This is a genomic window from Pseudomonas sp. CC11G (assembly GCF_056174845.1).
On the sequence record NZ_JBWBZC010000001.1, the window covers coordinates 496500 to 517101 of the forward strand.

Annotated in this window: 27 protein-coding genes; 6 read left to right on the top strand and 21 right to left on the bottom strand. The window is 60.3% G+C overall.

All coding sequences use genetic code 11. From position 1 onward, the window contains the following. Window positions 1-7 precede the first annotated feature (7 nt). From AC0V2S_RS02340 to AC0V2S_RS02350, 3 genes are all read right to left on the bottom strand, one after another. Window positions 8-1138: a GGDEF domain-containing protein gene (locus AC0V2S_RS02340; RefSeq protein ID WP_475508334.1), complete on the bottom strand. Its 1131-nt coding sequence runs from the start codon at window positions 1136-1138 to the stop codon at window positions 8-10. Between the two features lie 98 nt (window positions 1139-1236). Then, the gene (locus tag AC0V2S_RS02345; RefSeq protein ID WP_475508335.1) at window positions 1237-1716 is read right to left on the bottom strand and encodes an N-acetyltransferase family protein; all 480 of its coding nucleotides are present in this window, start codon (window positions 1714-1716) and stop codon (window positions 1237-1239) included. A 90-nt stretch (window positions 1717-1806) separates the two neighbouring features. Then, complete coding sequence (locus AC0V2S_RS02350) at window positions 1807-2472, bottom strand: YajG family lipoprotein (RefSeq protein ID WP_475508336.1); 666 nt, start codon at window positions 2470-2472, stop codon at window positions 1807-1809. Window positions 2473-2704: 232 nt separating this feature from the next. Here AC0V2S_RS02350 and AC0V2S_RS02355 point away from each other — a divergent pair, with 232 nt between their 5' ends. Then, a complete protein-coding gene (locus AC0V2S_RS02355) occupies window positions 2705-3106 on the top strand; it encodes a hypothetical protein (RefSeq protein ID WP_475508337.1) in 402 nt (133 codons plus the stop codon). 99 nt (window positions 3107-3205) lie between these two features. On the opposite strand, the gene AC0V2S_RS02360 is transcribed toward AC0V2S_RS02355, so the two are convergent. Genes AC0V2S_RS02360 through AC0V2S_RS02380 form a run of 5 tightly spaced genes read right to left on the bottom strand, consistent with a single transcriptional unit; the run spans window position 3206 to window position 6424 of the window. Further along, window positions 3206-3766: a DUF4136 domain-containing protein gene (locus AC0V2S_RS02360; RefSeq protein ID WP_475508338.1), complete on the bottom strand. Its 561-nt coding sequence runs from the start codon at window positions 3764-3766 to the stop codon at window positions 3206-3208. 60 nt (window positions 3767-3826) lie between these two features. Further along, complete coding sequence (locus AC0V2S_RS02365) at window positions 3827-4432, bottom strand: DUF4136 domain-containing protein (protein WP_475508339.1); 606 nt, start codon at window positions 4430-4432, stop codon at window positions 3827-3829. A 49-nt stretch (window positions 4433-4481) separates the two neighbouring features. Next, window positions 4482-5231, bottom strand: coding sequence for a methyltransferase (locus AC0V2S_RS02370; protein ID WP_475508340.1), 750 nt, complete (start codon window positions 5229-5231; stop codon window positions 4482-4484). Then, window positions 5228-5533 carry a MazG-like family protein gene (locus tag AC0V2S_RS02375; RefSeq protein WP_475508341.1) on the bottom strand — a complete coding sequence of 102 codons (306 nt, stop codon included), beginning with the start codon at window positions 5531-5533 and terminating at the stop codon, window positions 5228-5230. Before AC0V2S_RS02375 ends, AC0V2S_RS02370 begins: the two co-directional genes overlap by 4 nt. A gap of 39 nt (window positions 5534-5572) precedes the next feature. Further along, a complete protein-coding gene (locus tag AC0V2S_RS02380; RefSeq protein WP_475508342.1) occupies window positions 5573-6424 on the bottom strand; it encodes a MaoC family dehydratase in 852 nt (283 codons plus the stop codon). A gap of 195 nt (window positions 6425-6619) precedes the next feature. On the opposite strand from AC0V2S_RS02380, the gene AC0V2S_RS02385 reads away from it, so the two are divergent. Further along, window positions 6620-7627 carry an AraC family transcriptional regulator gene (locus tag AC0V2S_RS02385; RefSeq protein ID WP_475508343.1) on the top strand — a complete coding sequence of 336 codons (1008 nt, stop codon included), beginning with the start codon at window positions 6620-6622 and terminating at the stop codon, window positions 7625-7627. 149 nt (window positions 7628-7776) lie between these two features. On the opposite strand, the gene AC0V2S_RS02390 is transcribed toward AC0V2S_RS02385, so the two are convergent. The 3 genes from AC0V2S_RS02390 to AC0V2S_RS02400 all read right to left on the bottom strand — a co-directional run bounded on the left by AC0V2S_RS02390 (window position 7777) and on the right by AC0V2S_RS02400 (window position 11044). Next, on the bottom strand, window positions 7777-9288 hold the full coding sequence (locus tag AC0V2S_RS02390) for a trypsin-like serine protease (RefSeq protein ID WP_475508344.1): 1512 nt from the start codon (window positions 9286-9288) through the stop codon (window positions 7777-7779). A 412-nt stretch (window positions 9289-9700) separates the two neighbouring features. After that, window positions 9701-10288: a 2-hydroxychromene-2-carboxylate isomerase gene (locus AC0V2S_RS02395; RefSeq protein WP_475508345.1), complete on the bottom strand. Its 588-nt coding sequence runs from the start codon at window positions 10286-10288 to the stop codon at window positions 9701-9703. A gap of 27 nt (window positions 10289-10315) precedes the next feature. Further along, window positions 10316-11044 (bottom strand): SDR family oxidoreductase, encoded by a 729-nt coding sequence (locus tag AC0V2S_RS02400; RefSeq protein ID WP_475508346.1) that lies wholly within the window; start codon window positions 11042-11044, stop codon window positions 10316-10318. A 118-nt stretch (window positions 11045-11162) separates the two neighbouring features. On the opposite strand from AC0V2S_RS02400, the gene AC0V2S_RS02405 reads away from it, so the two are divergent. Then, entirely contained in the window at window positions 11163-11657 is a 495-nt protein-coding gene (locus tag AC0V2S_RS02405) for a winged helix-turn-helix transcriptional regulator (protein WP_475508347.1), read from the top strand. 94 nt (window positions 11658-11751) lie between these two features. Here AC0V2S_RS02405 and AC0V2S_RS02410 read toward each other — a convergent pair whose 3' ends face one another. From AC0V2S_RS02410 to ubiE, 9 genes are all read right to left on the bottom strand, one after another. Further along, window positions 11752-12459 carry a 16S rRNA (uracil(1498)-N(3))-methyltransferase gene (locus AC0V2S_RS02410; RefSeq protein ID WP_475508348.1) on the bottom strand — a complete coding sequence of 236 codons (708 nt, stop codon included), beginning with the start codon at window positions 12457-12459 and terminating at the stop codon, window positions 11752-11754. After that, the gene (gene tatC, locus AC0V2S_RS02415) at window positions 12456-13244 is read right to left on the bottom strand and encodes a twin-arginine translocase subunit TatC (RefSeq protein WP_475508349.1); all 789 of its coding nucleotides are present in this window, start codon (window positions 13242-13244) and stop codon (window positions 12456-12458) included. Before tatC ends, AC0V2S_RS02410 begins: the two co-directional genes overlap by 4 nt. Beyond that, complete coding sequence (gene tatB, locus AC0V2S_RS02420) at window positions 13241-13681, bottom strand: Sec-independent protein translocase protein TatB (RefSeq protein ID WP_475508350.1); 441 nt, start codon at window positions 13679-13681, stop codon at window positions 13241-13243. The genes tatC and tatB overlap by 4 nt, the downstream gene beginning before the upstream one ends. Window positions 13682-13684: 3 nt before the next feature. Continuing rightward, entirely contained in the window at window positions 13685-13945 is a 261-nt protein-coding gene (locus tag AC0V2S_RS02425) for a twin-arginine translocase TatA/TatE family subunit (RefSeq protein ID WP_475508351.1), read from the bottom strand. Between the two features lie 25 nt (window positions 13946-13970). Beyond that, on the bottom strand, window positions 13971-14303 hold the full coding sequence (locus tag AC0V2S_RS02430) for a phosphoribosyl-ATP diphosphatase (protein ID WP_475508352.1): 333 nt from the start codon (window positions 14301-14303) through the stop codon (window positions 13971-13973). Then, window positions 14296-14697: a phosphoribosyl-AMP cyclohydrolase gene (gene hisI, locus AC0V2S_RS02435; RefSeq protein WP_475508353.1), complete on the bottom strand. Its 402-nt coding sequence runs from the start codon at window positions 14695-14697 to the stop codon at window positions 14296-14298. Before hisI ends, AC0V2S_RS02430 begins: the two co-directional genes overlap by 8 nt. Window positions 14698-14764: 67 nt before the next feature. Next, a complete protein-coding gene (ubiB, locus tag AC0V2S_RS02440) occupies window positions 14765-16372 on the bottom strand; it encodes a ubiquinone biosynthesis regulatory protein kinase UbiB (protein WP_475508354.1) in 1608 nt (535 codons plus the stop codon). Next, on the bottom strand, window positions 16369-16998 hold the full coding sequence (locus AC0V2S_RS02445; RefSeq protein ID WP_475508355.1) for a ubiquinone biosynthesis accessory factor UbiJ: 630 nt from the start codon (window positions 16996-16998) through the stop codon (window positions 16369-16371). The genes ubiB and AC0V2S_RS02445 overlap by 4 nt, the downstream gene beginning before the upstream one ends. After that, complete coding sequence (ubiE, locus tag AC0V2S_RS02450; protein ID WP_475508356.1) at window positions 16998-17768, bottom strand: bifunctional demethylmenaquinone methyltransferase/2-methoxy-6-polyprenyl-1,4-benzoquinol methylase UbiE; 771 nt, start codon at window positions 17766-17768, stop codon at window positions 16998-17000. The genes AC0V2S_RS02445 and ubiE overlap by 1 nt, the downstream gene beginning before the upstream one ends. 151 nt (window positions 17769-17919) lie before the next feature. On the opposite strand from ubiE, the gene AC0V2S_RS02455 reads away from it, so the two are divergent. The 3 genes from AC0V2S_RS02455 to AC0V2S_RS02465 all read left to right on the top strand — a co-directional run bounded on the left by AC0V2S_RS02455 (window position 17920) and on the right by AC0V2S_RS02465 (window position 19888). Further along, window positions 17920-18195, top strand: coding sequence for a polyhydroxyalkanoic acid system family protein (locus AC0V2S_RS02455; protein WP_475508357.1), 276 nt, complete (start codon window positions 17920-17922; stop codon window positions 18193-18195). A 117-nt stretch (window positions 18196-18312) separates the two neighbouring features. Then, entirely contained in the window at window positions 18313-18759 is a 447-nt protein-coding gene (locus AC0V2S_RS02460; protein WP_475508358.1) for a phasin family protein, read from the top strand. 10 nt (window positions 18760-18769) lie between these two features. Continuing rightward, entirely contained in the window at window positions 18770-19888 is a 1119-nt protein-coding gene (locus tag AC0V2S_RS02465; protein ID WP_475508690.1) for a phasin family protein, read from the top strand. 98 nt (window positions 19889-19986) lie between these two features. Here the strand turns inward: AC0V2S_RS02465 and AC0V2S_RS02470 are convergent, their stop codons facing one another. Beyond that, a complete protein-coding gene (locus tag AC0V2S_RS02470; RefSeq protein ID WP_475508359.1) occupies window positions 19987-20601 on the bottom strand; it encodes a TetR/AcrR family transcriptional regulator in 615 nt (204 codons plus the stop codon). Window position 20602: the final 1 nt, after the last annotated feature.

Here is a 20602-nt window from a genome sequence, read left to right on the forward strand (position 1 = left end):
GCAGCCGTCAGTCGACCGTCGCCAGCTCCAGCCGATCGCGGCCATTGCGTTTGGCCTGATAGAGGGCGCGGTCGACGCGCTTGAAGAAGGCTTCGGCATCTTCATCCAGTAGCGGATCAAACCGGCCGACCCCGAGGCTGGTGGTCAACGGCAAATGCTCACCTTGCAGGTCGATACCCTTGCGGGCCAGGTCGCGGCGAAATTGCTCGGCCATCAACTGCGCCTGCTCCAGCGTGGTGTTGGGCATCAGCACGCCGAACTCCTCACCGCCCAAACGCAGCAGCGCATCGCTGTCGCGGCGGAATACCTGACGCATCTGTTGGGCAAATTCACTCAGGCACGCATCGCCGCCGGCATGCCCACGCTGGTCGTTTACCTTCTTGAAAAAATCAATATCCAGCAGCACCAGGGCCAGCGGCTCGCCGGTGCGTTTGGCGGCGGCCACCATGTTCTGGAACAGGCTGTTGAATTGGTAGCGGTTGCCTAGCTGGGTCAGGGTGTCGGTGCGGCTGAGCTGGTCGAGGGTGGCCTGTTGTTGCAGCAAACGCAGTTCCAGATCCAGGGTGCCGAGGTATTCGCGGTGGCTGCGGTTAAGCGCCAGCAGCAGGTAGCTGAGGTAGAACACCAGGGTGATCAGCACGTAATGGCCGTCGCGCCAGTCCAGCGCCATCACCACCAGGCCGGGCACATAGAGCAACAGGATGGCGACCAGAGCGCGCTTTTTACGCATGGCGAAGTTGAAGGTCATCGCCGTGCTGAACGCGATGGTGCCCAGGGTGGCGATAATGGCCGACTCTTTCAGCGCATTGCTATACAGCGCCCAGGCATGCGCCTGGCCCCAGCAGAGTGAGGTCAGCAGCACCAAGCCCCAATGGCGGTCGAGCCAGCATTGCAGCTCTTCCTGCACTTGCGCATGCGGCGGCGTGTGCAGCAAGCGGGCAGCCATCAGCGCCGCGAACAGTACGCCGCCGGCGATACCAGGGAGCAACAGAGAAGATGGGTTGGCGCTGAAGAGCCAGGTAAGCAACCAGGCCAGCAGGTAGTAGATACCGCCTAAACGGGTGCGTACACGGGTGTCCTGTACTTCACGCCAGAGAGCAAAGGTGTGGGGTGAGCGCGGTAGTTCGGCGTCTTTCATGATTTGTGATCACAGGAACAACGTCCCGCGAGCATAGTGCTTTCGCCGGGAAAAAAATATCAAAAGGCTATCATCGAGACCTATGTCTTACGCCCGTCTCACAGCGCCTTGCGAAATTGCAGGAGGGCGACCCGATTTCCCAGATGATCGCGGCGCTCTTCCACGCCATACACCTGATACCCCAGCGCCGGATAAAGCAGCAGCCCGGCAGTGTTGGCGTTGAAACAGCTGAGCTGCATTTCCCGTGCGGCAAAGCGTTCACGGGCAATCCGTTCCATCTGCTCGATCAGGTAATGCGCCACGCCTTGGCCGCGCGCCCAGCTCGCCACCATCACATTGCCGAGCGCGCAGTACTCGCCCGGCACGCAGGTGTAGAAATTGGCGAAGGCGGCAATGTTGCCATCCAACTCGACCACCGTGCTGGCCTCGCGCTGGGCCACTGCTTCGCTCAACTGTTCCAGCGTGAACGGCCAACTGCCTTTGGGATAACAGAAGAACAACTCTTCGGCGTGCTGGGGAATGGCGACGACGGTGGGCAAATCGTCCGCTTCAGCGGGGCGATGGCTAAACAGGGGCATTGGCGGCTCGTAGTGGCTGACTCGGAATGGGCAGCTTAGTCCGCGTGGCGGGGCGGGCAACCCTGAACGAGTGCCCGCCTGCCAGGTGGATCAGTCCTTCAGTGCGGTCTGCACGGCGGAATCTTCCATCAGCTGTTTCAACTGCTCGCGGTAGGCGCCGAGGATGTTGTTCTGCGGCGAAGAATCAGACGTGACAGTGATCACGTCGCGCTCTTTAACCTGACGTTCCGCCACTCGGCCGCGCTCGCTGCGGAACACCGAGACATCGGTGTCGGTATCGAAATTGAAGTCCGACACCCAGTTGAGATTGATGCTGAAGTACCACTCTTTGATGTCCAGCACGATCAGGCTGTCGGCATGGTTTTGCAGCAGCAGCGCTTTGGCTTCCTCGTCGCTGGGCACGCTGGTGAGATTAAGGGGTTTCGCTGCCCAGCCTTGTTTTTGCAGGCCATTGGTCAGGCGGTGTTGGAGGAAGGCCGAGAGGTCGCGGGTTTTGTCGCCGTCTTCGACGTCCAGCACCAGCGGCACGGTCCAGTCGAAGGGGATACCGAAACTGCCATGGGCCACACCAATGAAGTTGCGCGGCTTGCCGGCTTTAACGCGATCACGGTTGTCGATCACGCTGATCAGCACGTCGCCACTTTTTGTGTATTGCGGCTTGGGCAGTTGTTGGTCGAACGGGATGTGGGTAACGCAGCCAGTGAGTACGGCGGCGCCGAGCACGGCGAAGAGGGTGCGCAAAAAGCGATAGTTCATGGTGGCAAGTCCTTATGCAGTCAGCTGCGTGCAATGAGCGTTGAGTCCGGCGAGAAGGCGGGAAGCGCAGCAGTCTGTCTGTCGGCTTCCTTGCCTGAGCCGGAACGTTACTTGGCTGATAGCACTTTGCCAAGTGGCAGCGACCATTCGTCCAACACCTTGCACTCCTGCAGAGCGCCGCCGCTCCAACCTGTACATCCAGACAATGAGCCTGCGGCTCACGGAGTGACCGATGAACAGACTTATCCACAAGCCGGCCCTGCTGGGCGCGGCCATGCTGCTGGCGCTGGGCCTGAGCGCTCCGACATTTGCCTTGGACGCCAACGCGCCCGCCAAAGCCGTGCAGGGCTCCAACCCATCGGCAACCTCGACGCAGAACACGCCGTCGAGCGGCACCAATAACTCCAGCACCAACGGTTCGGTGGGTAACAGCACCAACAACCCGAACAACACCAACGACAGCGGTGCCATCGGTACGGGCACAGGCACTGGCAACGGCGCCAACAGCACGAACAACAGTGAACAAATCAATTCGGGGAGCGGCACCGGTTCGAGCACCGGTACCGGCAGCACGCTGGAAGATCAGCGTCGGGCCAGTGGTGATGCGATGGAGCGGGAACGTACCGGGGAATAAATCACTGCGCTTCATGTAGGAGAGGCTTCAGCCTCGATGCCTTTAATCGTTAAAAGCATCGAGGCTGAAGCCTCTCCTGCAAGGTCCTCGGTGAATCGCTTAATGCGGCGGGTATTGGCTGAGGATCTTGGCCACCGTCTCGCGAATCGCCGTCTCACGCTCAACCGGACTGGTCTGGTTGTTCCGCACTATCTGTTCGGCACTGCCACGCCACACCAGCTTGCCATCCTTGCCGTCGAACAAGTCCACCTGCACGGTGCCGACCTTGTAATCGACGTTGCGCGTTTCGGTGTACGCCGGGCCGCCCCAATAGCCATTCCAGTAACCACCCCAGGCGCCGCCGTAGCTGGTGCTCACCTGGTCGGTCTTGTTCTCCACAATCAGCCAGGCCTGCACGTTTACATCGCCTTTGCTGCCGGCCGGGGCCAGGCGTACACCGCGTTGATCAAGCTGCTCGCTCACCGCATCGCGCACGCGCTGTTCGGTGAGGTCGCTCTTGATACGTGGGTCATCGGGGCTGTACTGCAGCGCCGGCTCTTTCCAGGTAAAGCTGCGGTAGGCGGCGAAGTCGCGGTGTTTGTCGAAGTCCTGGTTGAGCTGGGTGCTCTGGCAGGCGGCCAGCAACAGTAGGGCGGGCACTAACAGCAGGCGGGCAGTCATGGTGAATCTCCCTTCGCAGCGCGGTAACGTGCACTGCAGTCTAGACGTGGTTGAGACCCTCTAGCGCGGTGGATACGCGCTAAGGGCTTTGTTCACTGCCGAGCGCAATGCATCCACGCGCTCGCTCTGGCTACCACGGTTACTGGTTTCGGCACTGCCATTCCAGATGCTTTGTTGATTGCGTGCATCGAGCAGTTCGACGCGCACCACCTGCACCTCTTCTTCGTAGGTCCGCACGATCGGCACGCTGCCGTACATGCCGCCGTAATTGTTGCCGTAAGGGCCTCGGCCGTAATACGTGCCGACGTCACTCTGTTCCTGGCGCAAGCGCCGCTCCACGTGCACATCGGCGCGCACGTGTACGTCGGCGACCACGCCTTGGCGCGCAGGGCGCAGGCCGCGCTGGTCGAGGCTGTTGCTGAGAATATCGGCCATCTGCTCAGGCGTGGCGCCGGCCGTGCCGCCGGGCAGGTGTCCGGCTTCCCAGGCCCAGGTCTGGTAGCGGCCGTAGTCGCGGGGGGCTGCCGGATAGGCGCTGAGGTCGAGGGTTTGCGCGGCCTGCGGGGGCGCTGGCGGCAGCGGGTTGGAGCTGGGCGTGTAGGGGTTCTGGCTCTGGCAGGCAGCCAGGCCAAGGCAGCAGAGCAGCAGAGGCAAACGGCAGTTCATCGTGCACTCCTTATCCTGAACAGCAGAACCGCCGGCTACACCTGGGTGATTAGCGCGGGCGGCAAATCCAATGCAGGTAACGCCCAAGGCCCATAAAACTCGGATGGCGGCGGTGGGCCAATTCCATTTCCAGCAGGTCGACCAGTTCGGCCTTGAGTTGGAAATCGCGCGGCATATAGTCGTGAAAAACCCGCACGCCGCTCTGGCTTTCGACTCGCCAAAGCGCAGCGAGTTGCGTCGCCAGTTCCCGCGGGTCCAACGGCATTTGCGGGGTCAGGCTTTGTTTCTCGCCGGCGTATTCCTGTTTGCGCAGTTTGCGGAAATGGCCTTTGAGCAGGTTGCGGTAAATGAGCGCGTCCTTGTTGTAGAACGCCAACGACAACCAGCCACCCGGCGCGGTGAGCTGGTGCAGCACCGGCAGAATGGCATGGGGTTCGGCCAGCCATTCCAGCACGGCGTGGCAGACCACCACGTCATACCGCTCGGTCAGTTGGCCGAGCAGGTCTTGCCAAGGCGCCTGAATAAACGTGGCGGTTTGCCCGGCGGCAGCGAAGCGTTCACGGGCGCCTTGCAGCATCGGTTCGGCGGGTTCGGTGACGGTGATGTGGTGGCCGCGCTCGGCCAGCCATAGCGACATATGCCCAAGGCCGGCGCCGATATCGAGAATGCGCAGCGGCCGGTCCGGCAGCGCCTCGGCAAGATCGGCCTGGAGCACGGCGAGGCGAATGGCACCCTTGGCGCCGCCATAGATTTTTTCGGCAAAACGCGTGGCCAGTTCGTCGAAGTGACGGTCACTCATTTGGCAAACCGCCGCTCGCTGTCGGCCAGCTTGGCGCGCACCACCTCGTTCATATCCAGCCCCAGCTCGCTGCACAGCAGCAAGAGGTAGAGCACGATATCGCCGACTTCCTGGCCGGCATGGGCCAGTTCGGCGGCGGGCAGTTGGCGTGATTGGTCTTCGCTCAGCCACTGGAAAATTTCCACCAGTTCGGCCATTTCCACGCTGGCGGCCATGGCCAGGTTTTTCGGGCTGTGGAAACCACGCCAATCGTTGTTGTCACGAATGGCGTGCAGGCGGGCGGTGAGGTCTTCGAGGTTCATGCGGCTGTCCTGAGTGAAGAGCCGCATTGTTTCACGCAGCTAGATCACTCGCCAGCTGCCGGTCATATGCGGCACATCGTTATTGCCGACCAATTTGAACTGGCCGCTGCTGGCCGGGTTGCTCGCTTGCAGCGTCACGGCGCTGGGCAACAGCACCGGCTTCTGAAAGCGCACTTCCACCACGTAACCAGCGGCTGGCACACGCTCGCCCAGGGCGGCCAAGGTGCGCGCCTTGTTCCACAGACCATGGGCGATGGCGCGGGGAAAACCGAACAGCTTGGCGCTGAGGGCCGACAGGTGAATGGGGTTGTAGTCGCCGGCGACCGCAGCGTATCGGCGGCCGATATCGGCTGGCGCCTGCCAGTGCGCGATATCTTCCAGCGGCAGGGTGATTTCTTCACCGCGTTCGGCCGGCTGGCCGCCGAGTTTCAGGGCGCGGCACAGAATGCGGCTATCGCCTTCCCAGAGCAGGCCGAGCTGGTCTTCGAGGCGGGTGATCAAACTGAACACCGCGCCTTTCTCATGGGGCTGCAGGTTTTCTACGTGCACGCTGACAATAAATGGGCCCATGCCGCCCAGCGGGCGCACGCCGCGAATGCGGTTCTCCAAGTGCACCAGGCCGAGCAAGGGGAACGGGAAACTGGGGTCGGTGAGCAACTGCATTTGCAGGGGGAAGGCGAGGATATGTGGATAAGTCGGGGGCAGATGGCCGTCGTCGTTGAAGCCGCAAATCTGTCGATAACGGTCCAGCTTCTTGGCGTCCACGCTGATGGCGCAGCGCAAACCCAGGTCGGGCAAGGTCTGCCCACGCACGCCCCGGCGCACGGCGGCACGGGCAAACAGGCCCGGCAGGGCGGGGGCGGCGGGCAGGTCGAGCCAGTTAGTGGTCATGGGCAGCTCCTTGGCTTTTTTATAAAAACGCGATGCCAGCAGCTTAGACGGCTCGCGCCGCGCTACATTGGCCGCCCGGCCCGCCGCGTCGGCAGGCCAGCCAATTGCCCGCTGCACGGTAATGCACGGCCTTGAGCCTGCGGGGCAAAACTGCCTAAGATGGCCGCGCCTCACGAACCTATAAGAATCCTAAAAATGACGCGTGATCTGACCGACGATGTGGCGCTGATGCGCCCGGTGATCGACGCCCTGCGGGCCAGTGGAACCGACCCCGATCGGGTGCTGGCGCGGGTCGGGTTGCCGCCTGGTGGTTTGCCTGCCGGGCGTTTCCCCCACTCGGCGCAGGCGTTGTTCTGGAAAGCTGCCAGCGATGAGTGTGGCGAGCAGGATGTCGGCCTGTACCTGGCTCAGCACCTGCCGGCCTTCCATGGCCTGCTGCTGGAATACCTGTTTCTCTCCAGCGAAACCTTCGGCGATGGCCTGCGCCACGCCTTGCGCTACGTGCGCCTGCTCTCCGACACCCTCAATGCCCGCCTGGAAGTGGACGGCGACCGCGCGACCTTGCTGCTCGGCATGTCCGCTGGCGTGCCCCGGCACTTCCCGGAAATGCTCGCCGGCGCGGTCATCCGCCTGTTCGATGCGCTCACCGAAGGCCACTTCAAACCCCACGTGGTGCAGCTGATGCACAGCGAAGGCGCCGCCCCGGCGCGTTATCTCAAGGTGTACGGCTGTCCGGCGGAGCTGGGTGCCGAGCGCTATGCGCTGCAGTTTGATGCCGATGTGCTGGCGCGGGCTTCACGCCATGCCGCGCCGGAGTTGCTGCGCATGCACGAGTCGCTGGCCCGTCGGCAGTTGGCCGAAGTCGAGCGTCTGGACCTGGTGCGCCAGGTGCGCGAATTGATTGGTGAGCTGCTGGTGGACAGCGGCGCCACCCTGGAACAGGTGGCCGGCCGCCTGAATATGCCGCCACGGCGCCTGCGCGAGCGCCTGGCGATGGCTGGTGTGCGCTTTAACGATCTGGTCACCGACTACCGCTGCCGGTTGGCCAAGGAGCTGTTGCTCAAGACCGACGAGCGCATTGAAGTGATCGTCGAGCGCACCGGCTTCTCCGAACCCAGCACCTTCTACCGCGCGTTCAAACGCTGGGTAGGGGAGACGCCGGTGGAGTTTCGAAAACGGGGAAAACCGCAGGGCGAACAGTAACGGCTGTCAATCGCCCATGCGGTTTAGGTCATACGCTCATTGCGGGGTGCCGTTATAGAGTAAGTTTGCGCCGGCAGGCGTCCCGTAATCTGATCCAATTGTACCGGGCACAATACCGATTTTTACGTTGGTATCGCGGTTGGCCGTAATTAGCGACGATCTGAACTTGGATGGATTGCAGTAGATACTCCCTCTGTAAGCGGCAGCCCCTGGACTGTAGTAGATATTGCCGTTATAGGCTGCAGCATAGGTGTCGTTGGGGTGTCGTTATAGAGTAAGTTTGCGCCGGCAGGAGTCCCGTAATCTGATCCCATTGTACCGGGCACAATACCGATTTTTACATTGGTATCGCGGTTGGGCGTAATTAGTGACGATCTGAACGTCTGGCTGCCATTAGATGGATTGTCACGCCGACTGTAGTAGAAGGTGCCGTTATAGATTTCTGCAGCATAGGTGTCGTTGAACCAGACGATGATCCGCTGTCCAGAGTTGATTAGCGATGTAGTCATTGTTATATCGATATTGGTGCCAGTAAATTTAACCGACTCAACTCCTGTGAACCGGTTTTCGTACAGCAGTTCTGAGGAGTCTGGAGCATAAGCTCCTCCACCGACATCTATTCCAATTTGAACAAGATCGCCGTCTTTGACTTGTACGCCGGGAGAGATTGTTGACCCGCCGGCGAAGTTCGTCTTTGTGCAGTAATAAGAAACATCATTCTGGACGTTACCAGCGTAATTTCCGTTGACCCAGAAGAATACATTGCGGCCAGAGTTTATAAGTGCGGAACTCATGATTATAGATAATTTTCCGTTTTGGACATCTACAGCACTTATCCAAGGCCTATCGGCATCTACTTGCGCCGTGGAGCGCATTTCGCGGGCATGTTCGAACTGACGAATCTTGGAGATGGCGCTCACAAGTCCGTGATATACTTGGTATACCTCACCATCTCTAAATTTTCTTTCTTCAGAAAGAAGAGCGACTACCCTTCCATCAAGAAGCAGTGGGCCCCCCGAGTCACCTGCTTGAATTTGCCCATTGCGTTCCGATACCAGGTAGCCATCGGCTACGTTTGGGAGCGTGCCGCGATGCTGTACAGTGACGCCTAGCATTCTTTGCTGGCGTTGCCCGAATAGCCCGTATCCGTACACAACCCCCCGGGTGCCAATGGGAAGTTGATAATCCCCCCCAGCGGGTACGCCGAGGACTGGGTATTTGCTGAGGTGGTGCTCTTGCGGGAGTATTAGCATTTGAAGGTCACCGCCGTCGAGGCTCACCTGCTGAAAGACCGCAATCTCCTTTCCGTCCGGATAACGCACCAAATGGCCTGGGCAATGGGCCGCAGTGAGAATGATCTCTGCATTAACGGCAACGCCGGAGCATTGCGTTTTATGGCCATTTGCATCCAACGCACTCTGTGTTTCGACGACCCATGGTTCTGAGGTGATTTTGCCGCCGGAGATTGCCAGCGCTGGGTTGGATATTACCAGCAGTGTTGCTGCAGCGACGGTGGTCATCATTGCGAACGCAAGTGGAGTGCGGAACTTTCCTTCGTGTCTCAAAGAAGTAGGCTTTAAAGGTACATATTGCTGTAGCTTGCTTTTTGATGAATTGCTCACGCTGTTTTTAGTGGTGACGTGCAGTTTCGATTTCTTCATGGAAATGTTTCCTGTTGACTATAAATTAGTTGTCGATGCCCAGCCTCTATTTGTTTTTATGTGAGTGCGTTAGTTGGGCGATACTTGGCTCTGCGCGTAGGGCAAGATCAAGAATCTGCCTGGTTCTTTGTTGCGTCAATCCATTGGCGGCGATTGCAGAAGCAGCCTACGGAACAAGCTAATTTGTCGCGCTGCTTATGTCTTTTGGATAATTTTTATTTGGTAGGATGCGCTTATTGGCGAGACTAGGATTTTGCTCAGCCGTGAATGAGCTTGTTCGCAAAAGCGTATGTAAGTTTCATGTTTTTGGGGGGCATGTTGTATACGACTTTGTTGCCTGGACAGCAGACAAATTAGGGTGCCCCGCTATTGCGGCGGGGCACTCAGGGGGCTGGTTGGAACCGATTTCCCGCTATCTGGCCAATGCCTCCGCCACAAAGTCCAGGCGGTCCTGGCCAAAGTGCATTTCGCCATCGACAAAGAAGATCGGCGCACCAAACGCTCCACGCTTGATGGCGTCTTCAGTGATGTCTTTCAGGCGCTGTTTTACGGCTTCGTCGTTCACCAATTGCTCGAACTCCTGCGGGTCCAGGCCCGCGGCGCTGAGCACCTGCGCGACCACCGCCGGGTCGCCCATGTTCTTCTGCTCCACCCACAGGGCGGTAAACACCGCTTCCAGGTACGGGTGGAAATTGGCCGTGCCGAGGTAGCCGGCAGCGCCGCGCATCAGCAGCAGCGTGTTGATCGGGAAGAAGGGGTTAAAGGCCAACGGCACGCCGTAGCGGGTGGCGAAGCGCTGCATATCGGCGATGGTGTATTTGGCTTTGGCCGGGATGGCGATGGGCGACTGGTTGCCGGTGGCCTTGAATACGCCGCCCAGCAGCATGGGTTTCCAGGTGATATCTACGCCCGCATCGGCGGCGATTTTCGGCAGCTGCGTCCAGGCGAGGTACGTGGTGGGGCTGCCGACGTCGAAGAAGAATTCCAGGGTTTTGCTCATGGGGTTTCCTTTCTTATTGTTCGAGGATTAGAAAGTTTCAAGCCAAGGTCGCAGGTCCAACTCGTGAGTCCACGAATCGCGGGGCTGCATATGAATCTGCCAATAGCTGTCCGCAATATGGTCCGGATTCAAAATTCCGCCTTCGTCTTTCAAGGCATAGCGTTCCGGGAAGTTGTCACGGATAAACGCGGTATCAATCGCCCCGTCGATAATCGGGTGCGCCACATGAATGCCTTTGGGCCCCAGCTCCCGAGCCATGCTTTGCGCCGTAGCGCGCAAGGCGAACTTGGCGCTGGCGAAGGCGCAGAAGCTTTTGCCGCCGCGCAAGGACGCGGTGGCGCCGGTGAAAATGATGGTGCCGCGAGCGCGGGGCAGCATTACCCGCGCGGCTTCGCGGCCAGTGAGGAAACCGGCCAGCGCGGCCATTTCCCAAACCTTGCGGTACACGCGCTCGGTAGTTTCGGTGATGGAAAACTGCACGTTGGCGCCGATATTGAACACCACCACTTCCAGCGGGCCGATCTCACGTTCGATGGTGGCGAACATCTCCAACACCTGTTCTTCCACCCGCGCATCGCAACCGAATGCCCGCGCTTCACCGCCAGCGGCAGTAATTTCCGCTACTAGCGGCTCCAGCTTTTCGGCATTGCGGCGGGCCACGCAGGCCACATAGCCCTCACGGGCAAAACGCTTGGCTATCGCACCGCCGGTGGCATCGCCGGCTCCCACCACTAACACTGCTTTGCGTACGCTCATTGTTCTTCTCTCGTCGGTTGCGTGAGTAAGTTCCTTTTTGGAACTGATCTAGATAGTCAGTTCCTTTTTGGAACCTGTCAAGCTAGAGTAGCCAGCAGAAACTCGTGGAGAACCCCTCATGCGCTGGGAAGACCTTGGTGAACAACCCTGTTCGCTGTCACGTACCTTATCGGTGGTCGGCGACCGCTGGACCCTGCTGGTGCTGCGCGAATGCTTTATGGGCGTGCGCCGTTTCGACGACTTCGAAAAGCGCATGGGCATCACCCGTCACGTGCTGGCCGAGCGTCTCAAGCGCCTGACCGAGCATGGCGTGCTGGTGAAAAGCGCTTACCAGCAACGACCGCTGCGCGAGGAGTATAGGTTGACCGAGAAAGGCCACGACCTGTACCCGGCGGTGCTGGCGCTGGTGAACTGGGGGGACCGACATATGAGCGATGACATCGGCCAGCCGATTCGCCATGTGCACAAAGCTTGCGGCCATGAGGTGCGCGGAGTGTTGGTCTGTTCGGAGTGTGGCGAGCCGTTGCGGGCGCGGGATATGAGCTTGCGCGAGGCGCCGGAGATGGAAGGGAAGTTATTGCCGGCGCATTGGCATAAGGCGTCGGGCGGGTAGTCGGAGGACGACCTGTTGGGCTTCGCTGCGCTCAACCCAACCTACGGCGTGCAATGTAGGTTGGGTTGAGCAAAGCGAAGCCCAACATCGCGATTTAGAACAGTCGCGCGAGCAGGGCCGTTACGGCGGTTTCGACGCGCAAGATCCGCTCACCCAACTGCACCGGCCGCAACCCCGCTTCAGCTAGCTTTTCCACTTCATAGGGAATCCAGCCACCTTCTGGCCCGATGGCCAAGGTCACCGGGCCCTCCACCGCGCGCGGGCAGCTCGGGTATTGGCCGGGGTGGCCAATCAACCCTTGGGTTCCCGCACAAATCTGCCCCAGATGGTCTTCCACAAACGGCTTGAAGCGCTTTTCGATGCGTATCTCGGGCAGCACGGTATCCCGTGATTGCTCGAGGCCCAGAATCAGTTGTTCGCGAATGGCCGCTGGCTCCAGAAACGGCGTCTGCCAGAAGCTTTTTTCCACCCGGTAACTGTTGAGCAGAATCACCCGTGGCACGCCCATGCTGGCGACGGTTTGCAGCACCCGGCGGAGCATTTTCGGGCGGGGCAGGGCGAGCAGCAGGGTCAGCGGCAGCTTGGCGGGTGGCGGCTGGTCGAGGGTGATTTGCAGCTCGGCTTCAGTGGCTTCCAGACGCAGGATCTGCGCCTTGCCCATCAGCCCGCCAATACGCCCGACGCGCAGGCTATCGCCCGACTCGGCGCGGTGGACTTCCTGCAAATGGGTAAGGCGACGGTCGCGCAGAATGACGCGGTCGGCGCCGACAAAGTCGGCGTCTTCCAGAAGCAGCAGGTTCACGGCTGGGTGGCTGGCGGTTGGGCGTCCTGGTCGCTGCTTTCTTCGTCCGTGCGCGATTTGCGCACCATGGCTCCGAAGAACACGCCGATTTCGTACAACAGCCACATCGGTACGGCCAGCAGGGTCTGCGACAGTGGGTCCGGCGGGGTAAGGATCATGCCGACCACAAAGCACCCGATGATCACGTACGGGCGAATCTTGCGCAGGTAGGCCACGTCGACAATGCCGATGATGACCAGCAACACCACGGCCACCGGAATCTCGAAGGCGACGCCGAAGGCGAAGAGCAGCGTGAGCACCGAGTCGAGGTAGGTGTTGATGTCGGTCATCGGCGTTACGCCAACCGGCGCCGAGCCGAGCAGGAAGTGGTAGATCAGCGGCAGCACGAGGAAGTAGGCGAACGCCATGCCGCCGTAGAACAGCACCACGCTGGAGGTCAGCAGCGGCACGGCGATGCGTTTTTCGTGCTTGTACAAGCCCGGCGCAATAAAGCCCCAGGCCTGATAGAGAATCACCGGCATGCTGGCGAACAGCGCTACCACCATGGTCAGCTTCAGCGGCGCGAGGAACGCCGAGGCCGGGTCGATGGCGATCATCGTCGCGCCTTCGGGCAGAAAGCGGCGCAGCGGCTCGGAGGCCAGGGTGTAGATATCCCGCGCGAAGTAGAACAGCCCGGCGAATATCAGTGCCGTTGCGGCCACGCAGCGCAACAGGCGCGTGCGCAACTCGGTGAGGTGCGAAACCAGCGGCATTTGCTGGTCGTTTTCCGGGGTTTCTGCGCTCATGGGGCTCGCGGCGGTTGAGGAGGGACGGGCAGTTCCAGTTGGCCTTGCAGCTCATTCACTGGCTCGGCGACGGGCACTTCGGCGTGCACCACAGCGGGCATTTCAGCCTGAACTGGCTGAGCGACCACGGCGGCCGGTGCGGGCACCGCGTTCACGTCGGCTTGCGCCAGGGGCGGCGCAGCCGGCACTTGCGGGGGAGCGATGGCGTTTCGGGCTTCCTGTTCCAGAGCCAGAATGTGCTCGTTGTGCAGCTGCCGACGAATTTCATCGGCGCCGATTTCGCGTTCCACTTCCGTTTTGATCGCGTTGAAACTGCGTTTCAGGCGGCCGATCCACAGGCCTGCAGTGCGCGCGGCACCGGGCAGGCGCTCGGGACCGAGTACCAGCAGGGCCACCAGGCCCACCAGCAGCAATTCGCCGAAGCTGACGCCAAACATGAGTTAGTCCTTGCGCGCCGGCTCTTCGACTTTCTGGGCTTGCGCGTCGATAGTGTGCGGTTGGTTCAGCGGCGCAGTGTGCGCCTGGGTCGGCTGCACCGGGGCTGGCTGCTCGGCCGGTTTTTCGTCGTCGTTCATGGCTTTGCGAAAGCCCTTGATCGCTTCGCCGACGTCACCGCCCAGGCCCTTGAGCTTCTTGGTACCGAAGACCAACACGACGACGATCAGAATGACGATCCAGTGTTTCCAGTCAAAAATACCCATGGAGCTGTTCCTCTAGATAGATACGTTAAGAAGGGTCGCGGGCGGCTTTTTCCGCATGCCCGGACAACCCGAAGCGCCGGTCCAGTTCGTCCAGTACGGCCTGTGGGTGCTGGCCGAGGGCGGCGAGCATGACCAGGCTGTGGAACCACAGGTCGGCGGTTTCGTAGATCAGGTCGCTGCAGTCACCGCTGATGGCAGCGTCTTTGGCGGCGAGGATGGTTTCCACCGATTCCTCACCGACCTTTTCCAGAATCTTGTTCAAGCCCTTGTGGTACAGACTAGCCACATAGGAACTGTCGGGGGCAGCGCCTTTGCGCTCTTCCAGCACTTGAGCCACGCGGCTGAGGGTGTCACTCATGGCTGTGCCCTCCGGCATAAATGGCGTGGGGATCTTTGAGCACCGGGTCGACGGCTGTCCAGGCGCCATTCTCAAAGACGCGGTAGAAGCAGCTTTCGCGGCCGGTGTGGCAGGCGATGCCGCCCAGCTGTTCGACCATCAGAATGATCACGTCTTCGTCGCAGTCCAGGCGCATCTCATGCAGCTTCTGCACATGACCGGACTCTTCGCCCTTGCGCCAGAGTTTGCCACGCGAACGCGACCAGTAAATGGCGCGCTGCTCGGTGGCAGTGAGGCTCAGGGCCTCGCGGTTCATCCAGGCCATCATCAGCACGCGCCCGGTTTTGTAGTCTTGGGCAATCGCCGGCACCAGACCGTCGCTGTTCCAGTTGATCTCGTCTAGCCAATCGTTCATTGCAATTCCGTAATGCGGGCGTGGCCCGGTCGAATCAGGCGAGTTTGCCAGTTGAGGCCGCCACTGGCTATCGGCGCAGAATCAGGTACAGACCGCTGGCACTCATCAAACCGGCTGGCCACAGCGCCGCCACGGTGACGCTGGCCGCTGCCAAGGCCAACGTAATGCCGCCGCCCAACAGGGCCGTGCCGAGCAAGCGCAAGGCCCAGTTATCGCGGTTGGGTTGCTGCTGCAGCGGCGGATTGTGCAGGTGCGGCTGAGCCATGCGCTCGAGCAATTCGCGGGTCATATGGGCCAGGTGCGGCACCTGCTCAACCTGCGATTGCAGATTCTGCAGCAGGTTTTTCGGGCTGACGCGCTCGCGCATCCAGCGTTCCAGGAACGGCTGGGCGGTGGTCCACAGGTCCAGATCCGGGTACAGCTGACGGCCCAGGCCTTCAATATTGAGCAGGGTTTTCTGCAGCAGCACGAGCTGCGGCTGAATTTCCATATTGAAGCGCCGCGCGGTCTGGAACAGACGCATCAGCAGCAGGCCAAAAGAAATGTCTTTCAGTGGCCGCTCGAAGATCGGCTCGCACACGGTGCGAATCGCCGCTTCGAAATCATTCACTTTGGTTTCCGCGGGTACCCAGCCCGAGTCGATATGCAGCTGGGCAACCTTGCGGTAATCGCGCTTGAAGAAAGCAATCAAGTTGCGAGCCAGGTAGTCCTGATCTTCCGGCGTCAGGCTGCCGATGATGCCGCAGTCGATGGCAATGTACTGCGGGCTCCACGGCGTGCGGGTGCTGACGAAGATATTGCCGGGGTGCATGTCGGCGTGGAAAAAGCTGTCGCGAAACACCTGGGTGAAAAAGATTTCCACCCCGCGTTCGGCGAGCATTTTCAGGTCGGTGCGCTGGTCGGCGAGGGTTTCCATATCGGTCACCTGCACGCCGTAGATGCGCTCCATCACCAGCACTTGCGGGCGACACCAGTCCCAATACACCTGCGGCACATACAGCAGTGGTGAGCCTTCGAAGTTGCGACGCAGCTGACTGGCGTTGGCCGCCTCGCGCAGCAGATCGAGTTCGTCGTAGATGGTTTTTTCGTAGTCGCTGACCACTTCCACCGGGTGCAGGCGACGCGCCTCGGTCGACACCCGTTCAGCCAGTTTGGCCAGCAGAAACAGCCAGGCGATATCGGCGCGAATCACCGGTTTCAGGCCGGGGCGAATCACCTTCACCACCACTTCTTCACCGCTGCGCAGTTGCGCGGCATGCACCTGCGCCACCGAGGCCGAGGCCAGTGGCTGACTGTCGAAGCGAGCAAACACGTCGCCGATCTTGGCCCCCAGTTGCGCTTCGATCAGCGCCAGGGAATGGGCGGAATCAAACGGCGGCACTTGGTCTTGCAGAAAGGCCAGCTCATCGGCCATGTCCACCGGCAGCAGGTCGCGGCGAGTGGAAAGCAGTTGGCCGAACTTGATAAAGATCGGCCCCAGATCTTGCAGCGCCAGGCGCACGCGTTCGCCGCGGGTGAGTTCCAGCTTGCGTCGCGGCAACCAGCGCCACGGCAGGGCATAGCTGACGGCGCGCAGCCACCAGGGCAGCGGCAGGTCGAGAATCAGATCATCGAGGCGGTAGCGAATAACCACGCGCTGGATGCGCAACAAACGGCGGACGGCAAGCAGGCTCATGCGGGTTCGCTAGGTTTTGGGGTGAGTGTCAGGGCCAGGCGTTCAACCCGCGCATCGAGGCGATCGAGGGCCATTTTCAGGTCGTCCAGTTCGGCAAAACGGGCTTGCGCTTCGTTTTCGCCAACCAGCGTGCGCGACTCTTCGGCCAGGTAATCGGCGAGGTTGTGGCGCAGGCTTTCGAGGTTCTGGCGGGTAAAACGCGCGCGGCTTTTCAAATGGCCGCTGAGCAATTGGCTGCCGACCGGGCCGAGCCAGCGGGCCAGCTCGTATTCCCAGTCGAGCTCCAGGTCTTGCAGCACGCTGGCGAGGTCGAGCAGCACGGCGCTGTCGCCATCCAATTCGACTTCAGGGCTGTGCAGTACGGCGGTTTTGTCTTTGCTGGTGGCCAGGCGCAGCAGGCTGCTGGCCGGGGCGCGCAGGCGACAGGCGATGTCGCCACCCCACTGCGAAGCTAAGCGCAGGCCGGCGCCGTCGGCGAGGATAAACAGCTGCAATGCCGGAGCGCTGCACTCGACTTCGATAACCTTGCCGGCCAGATGTGCCAGGCGCGGCATGGCGGTCGCGTCCAGGCGCAACACGCGGTTGATCCCGGTTTCGGCAGTGGCCAGCAGCGCCTGGGTGAGCATCAGGGTTTGATACCGCGGTGCAGCGCGACGATGCCGCCGGTCATGTTGTGGTACGTGGCGCGTTCGAAACCGGCCTCGACCATCATGGCCTTGAGGGTTTCCTGATCCGGGTGCATGCGGATCGACTCGGCGAGGTAGCGATAGCTTTCCGAGTCATTGGTGATCAGCTTGCCCATCAGCGGCAGCAGGCTGAACGAGTAGGCGTCGTAGGCCTTGGACAGCAGATTGCTGGTCGGCTTGGAGAATTCAAGGATCAGCAGCCGGCCACCTGGCTTGAGCACCCGCAGCATGGAACGGATGGCTTCGTCTTTATGGGTGACGTTGCGCAGACCGAACGCGATGGTCACGCAGTCGAAGTGGTTGTCCGGGAACGGCAGCTTTTCAGCGTCGGCCTGCACGAACTGCACATTGTTGGCCACGCCGCTGTCGAGCAACTTGTCGCGACCGACCTTGAGCATCGAGGCGTTGATATCGGCCAGCACCACTTCACCGGTGGTGCCAACCAAGCGCGAGAACTGACGGGTGAGGTCGCCCGTGCCGCCGGCGATATCCAGCACGCGGTTGCCGGTGCGAACACCCGACAGCTCAATGGTGAACCGCTTCCACAGGCGGTGTACGCCAGCGGACATCAGGTCGTTCATCAGGTCGTATTTGGCAGCTACGGAATGGAAAACCTCGGCGACTTTGTCGGCCTTCTGGCTTTCCGGCACGCTCTGGTAGCCGAAGTGGGTAGTCGGTTCGGCATCACTGCCTTTGCGCGGATCGTTCATATGCGGTCACCGGAAGAAAGTGCCGGCCATTCTAATCGCCGTTACCGGCTTTGTCTTGGCAAGGCGTGTGGCGCGGGTAGCGGGGGCGCTGCCCATGGCGCTGTGCTCGCGTTATAGTCGCGCGACTTATGGTCGCAGGAGTTGCCAGGTTATGGCCCGCATTACCGTCGAACGTTCCCACACCCTTGGACTGGAAGGCGCTCGCGCCAAAGCCGAGGAGCTTGCCGAACGCCTGGCTGCCGAATATGCCGTGCGTTATCAATGGAAAGGCGATGTGCTGGAATTCAAACGCAGTGGCGCCGACGGCACGATAAAAGTCGCTGACGACAGCGTGCGGGTGGAGTTGAGTTTGGGGCTGTTGTTATCGGCCATGAGCGGCACGATCAAACGTGAAATTGAAAAAGGCCTGGATGAGTCGTTGAGCTGACCGTACCTATGTATGGCCAGCGCATACCTAGTATGTGAATTCTAATTTTCCCGGCTAGTTTGAGTGCAGGTCTGCCAATAGCAGGCGTTTCTTCCTTCCTTTCTTGTGAGGTGCACCATGGCCAAAGTTGCAGCTAAAAAAGTCGTCGCCAAAAAAGTTGAAAGCACCGCTACCGTGCTGACTGATGTAAAACATTACAGCCGTCAAATCTGGCTGGCCGGTTTGGGCGCCTACGCCAAAGCAGGCAAGGAAGGTCTGGGCTATGTAAAAGGCCTTGTCAGTGCCGGTGAAGGTATCGAACGACAAGGAAAAAAACTGGTCACAACGCAAGTCGAGGCAGCGAATAGCCAGCTCGATTCCGTTAAACAATCTGTCAGCAGCAATGTCTCCAGCGTCAAAAGCAAAGTTGAAGTGCAGTTCGATAAAATCGAAAAACTTTTCGATCGTCGAGTCGCCAGCGCGCTAAATCGTTTTGGTATTCCATCGCGCCAGGATGTTGATGCGCTCTCTGCTAAGCTGGACGTGCTGAATGCGTTGGTTGCACGTGTCGCTAAGACTCAATAAGGAGAGCGGGATGGTTGCTAAAAAGAAAGTCGAAAAACAAAGCAGTTCGTGGATTGGTGAAGTTGAAAAATACTCTCGCCAGATCTGGCTGGCTGGGTTGGGCGCCTATTCGAAAATCAGCAAGGACGGCACCAAGCTGTTCGACACGCTGGTAACCGATGGCGAGAAAGCTGAAAAACTGGCCAAGACTGAAGTCGAGAAACAAGTTGGCGCAGTTAAAAGCACAGCTAAAACATCTGCACGGTCGGCGAAAAACAAAGTCGACGAAGTAAAAGACCTAGCGCTCGGTAAGTGGGGCGAGCTTGAAGAGGCCTTTGATAAACGTCTGAACAGTGCCATTTCGCGCTTGGGTGTTCCAAGCCGTAATGAAGTGAAGTCGCTGAACAGCAAAGTCGATACCTTGACCAAACAGCTGGAAAAACTGACAGGCGTCTCCGCTAAAACAGTTGCCGCAAAACCAGCTCCTAAAGCCGCTGTTAAACCTGCCGCGAAAGCTGCAGCCAAACCAGCTGCAAAAGCCGCCGCTAAACCTGCCGCCAAGCCGGCCGCGAAAGCCGCTGCCAAACCGGCTGCAAAACCTGCGGCCAAAGCGGCCGTTAAAGCCGTTGCCAAGCCTGTTGCCAAAGCGGCAGCGGCTGCCAAGCCCGCGGCTAAAGCTGCAGCCAAATCGGTGGCAAAACCACTGGCCAAAGCTGCGGCTAAACCCGCTTCCAAGCCGGCCGCCAAGCCAGCTGCTAAACCGGCTGCCAAAGCCGCTGCAAAACCTGCAGCTAAGCCGGCCGCCAAACCAGCCGCTAAACCTGCTGTTAAAGCTGCCGCCAAGCCGGCTGCTAAACCAGCCGTGAAAGCCGCTGCCAAACCGGCCGCAAAACCTGCTGCCAAACCCGCCGCCAAGCCAGCAGCGAAACCCGCTGCCGCTAAACCGGCCGCCAAGCCTGCGGTGAAACCTGCCGCTAAACCCGCACCCAAGCCGGCCGCTGCCAAGCCTGCTGCACCGAAGCCGGCGGCACCTGCCGCGGCCAAACCGGCTGCACCAGCTGCCGCGCCGACGCCAGCGCCAACTGCTACCGCAACCACTACACCGGTTGCTTCGCCAGTTCCGCCGGTGACACCAAGCACGTCTTCCTGAGTGCCTGTGCGGTAACTAAAAACCCGGCCAGATGGCCGGGTTTTTTATGTTCGCCGTCATCCCAGCCTGCGCTGGGATGACGGATGCTTCACTCAGCCTTACGTCTCAAGATAACGCTGCGCCAACAACTCCGCCGCGCCGCGCGAGTCTTCGTGCATATGCGGGCTCACCAGCATCATCACCTGAAACACCACCAGGCGAATCTCGCCGAGGTTGCCGAGAATGCGTTGGTAGTCGAGGGAGAACAGCAGCGTCAGGGTGATCTGCTCCACCAGCAGGCCCAGTGCCTGCGTTGTGCTCACCACATGCCCCTCGGCCTTCAATCCGGCAAGCAGCGCCGCCAGCGTGCGCTTCAGCGCGTTAAGCCACAGGCGAATACCACGGGCCAATTTCGGCAGGCGGCCAGCGAGGTTGGAGAGGTCCTGGAACAGAAAGCGGTAGTGGGCCAGGCGCTCGACGATCAGGTGCAGAAACAGCCAGTAATCTTCCACGTTCAAGCGCGCGTCGGCCGGTGGGTCGAGCAGCGGCGCCATGTCGATTTCGAAGCGTTCGAACAGCTCCATCACCAGCGGCTCTTTGCCGTGGAAGTGGTAGTAGAGATTGCCCGGGCTGATTTCCAGCTCGTTGGCGATTTCCAGGGTGGAGACATTGGGTTCGCCCTGCTGATTGAACAACTGCAGGGCGCATTCAAGAATGCGGTCGCGGGTTTTCATC

Coding starts and splice junctions, on each gene's coding strand:
- AC0V2S_RS02340 (WP_475508334.1), bottom strand. CDS start 1,138: ATGAAAGACGCCGAACTACCGCGCTCACCCCACACCTTTGCTCTCTGG.
- AC0V2S_RS02345 (WP_475508335.1), bottom strand. CDS start 1,716: ATGCCCCTGTTTAGCCATCGCCCCGCTGAAGCGGACGATTTGCCCACC.
- AC0V2S_RS02350 (WP_475508336.1), bottom strand. CDS start 2,472: ATGAACTATCGCTTTTTGCGCACCCTCTTCGCCGTGCTCGGCGCCGCC.
- AC0V2S_RS02355 (WP_475508337.1), top strand. CDS start 2,705: ATGAACAGACTTATCCACAAGCCGGCCCTGCTGGGCGCGGCCATGCTG.
- AC0V2S_RS02360 (WP_475508338.1), bottom strand. CDS start 3,766: ATGACTGCCCGCCTGCTGTTAGTGCCCGCCCTACTGTTGCTGGCCGCC.
- AC0V2S_RS02365 (WP_475508339.1), bottom strand. CDS start 4,432: ATGAACTGCCGTTTGCCTCTGCTGCTCTGCTGCCTTGGCCTGGCTGCC.
- AC0V2S_RS02370 (WP_475508340.1), bottom strand. CDS start 5,231: ATGAGTGACCGTCACTTCGACGAACTGGCCACGCGTTTTGCCGAAAAA.
- AC0V2S_RS02375 (WP_475508341.1), bottom strand. CDS start 5,533: ATGAACCTCGAAGACCTCACCGCCCGCCTGCACGCCATTCGTGACAAC.
- AC0V2S_RS02380 (WP_475508342.1), bottom strand. CDS start 6,424: ATGACCACTAACTGGCTCGACCTGCCCGCCGCCCCCGCCCTGCCGGGC.
- AC0V2S_RS02385 (WP_475508343.1), top strand. CDS start 6,620: ATGACGCGTGATCTGACCGACGATGTGGCGCTGATGCGCCCGGTGATC.
- AC0V2S_RS02390 (WP_475508344.1), bottom strand. CDS start 9,288: ATGAAGAAATCGAAACTGCACGTCACCACTAAAAACAGCGTGAGCAAT.
- AC0V2S_RS02395 (WP_475508345.1), bottom strand. CDS start 10,288: ATGAGCAAAACCCTGGAATTCTTCTTCGACGTCGGCAGCCCCACCACG.
- AC0V2S_RS02400 (WP_475508346.1), bottom strand. CDS start 11,044: ATGAGCGTACGCAAAGCAGTGTTAGTGGTGGGAGCCGGCGATGCCACC.
- AC0V2S_RS02405 (WP_475508347.1), top strand. CDS start 11,163: ATGCGCTGGGAAGACCTTGGTGAACAACCCTGTTCGCTGTCACGTACC.
- tatC (WP_475508349.1), bottom strand. CDS start 13,244: ATGAGCGCAGAAACCCCGGAAAACGACCAGCAAATGCCGCTGGTTTCG.
- tatB (WP_475508350.1), bottom strand. CDS start 13,681: ATGTTTGGCGTCAGCTTCGGCGAATTGCTGCTGGTGGGCCTGGTGGCC.
- AC0V2S_RS02425 (WP_475508351.1), bottom strand. CDS start 13,945: ATGGGTATTTTTGACTGGAAACACTGGATCGTCATTCTGATCGTCGTC.
- AC0V2S_RS02430 (WP_475508352.1), bottom strand. CDS start 14,303: ATGAGTGACACCCTCAGCCGCGTGGCTCAAGTGCTGGAAGAGCGCAAA.
- hisI (WP_475508353.1), bottom strand. CDS start 14,697: ATGAACGATTGGCTAGACGAGATCAACTGGAACAGCGACGGTCTGGTG.
- ubiB (WP_475508354.1), bottom strand. CDS start 16,372: ATGAGCCTGCTTGCCGTCCGCCGTTTGTTGCGCATCCAGCGCGTGGTT.
- AC0V2S_RS02445 (WP_475508355.1), bottom strand. CDS start 16,998: ATGCTCACCCAGGCGCTGCTGGCCACTGCCGAAACCGGGATCAACCGC.
- ubiE (WP_475508356.1), bottom strand. CDS start 17,768: ATGAACGATCCGCGCAAAGGCAGTGATGCCGAACCGACTACCCACTTC.
- AC0V2S_RS02455 (WP_475508357.1), top strand. CDS start 17,920: ATGGCCCGCATTACCGTCGAACGTTCCCACACCCTTGGACTGGAAGGC.
- AC0V2S_RS02460 (WP_475508358.1), top strand. CDS start 18,313: ATGGCCAAAGTTGCAGCTAAAAAAGTCGTCGCCAAAAAAGTTGAAAGC.
- AC0V2S_RS02465 (WP_475508690.1), top strand. CDS start 18,770: ATGGTTGCTAAAAAGAAAGTCGAAAAACAAAGCAGTTCGTGGATTGGT.
- AC0V2S_RS02470 (WP_475508359.1), bottom strand. CDS start 20,601: ATGAAAACCCGCGACCGCATTCTTGAATGCGCCCTGCAGTTGTTCAAT.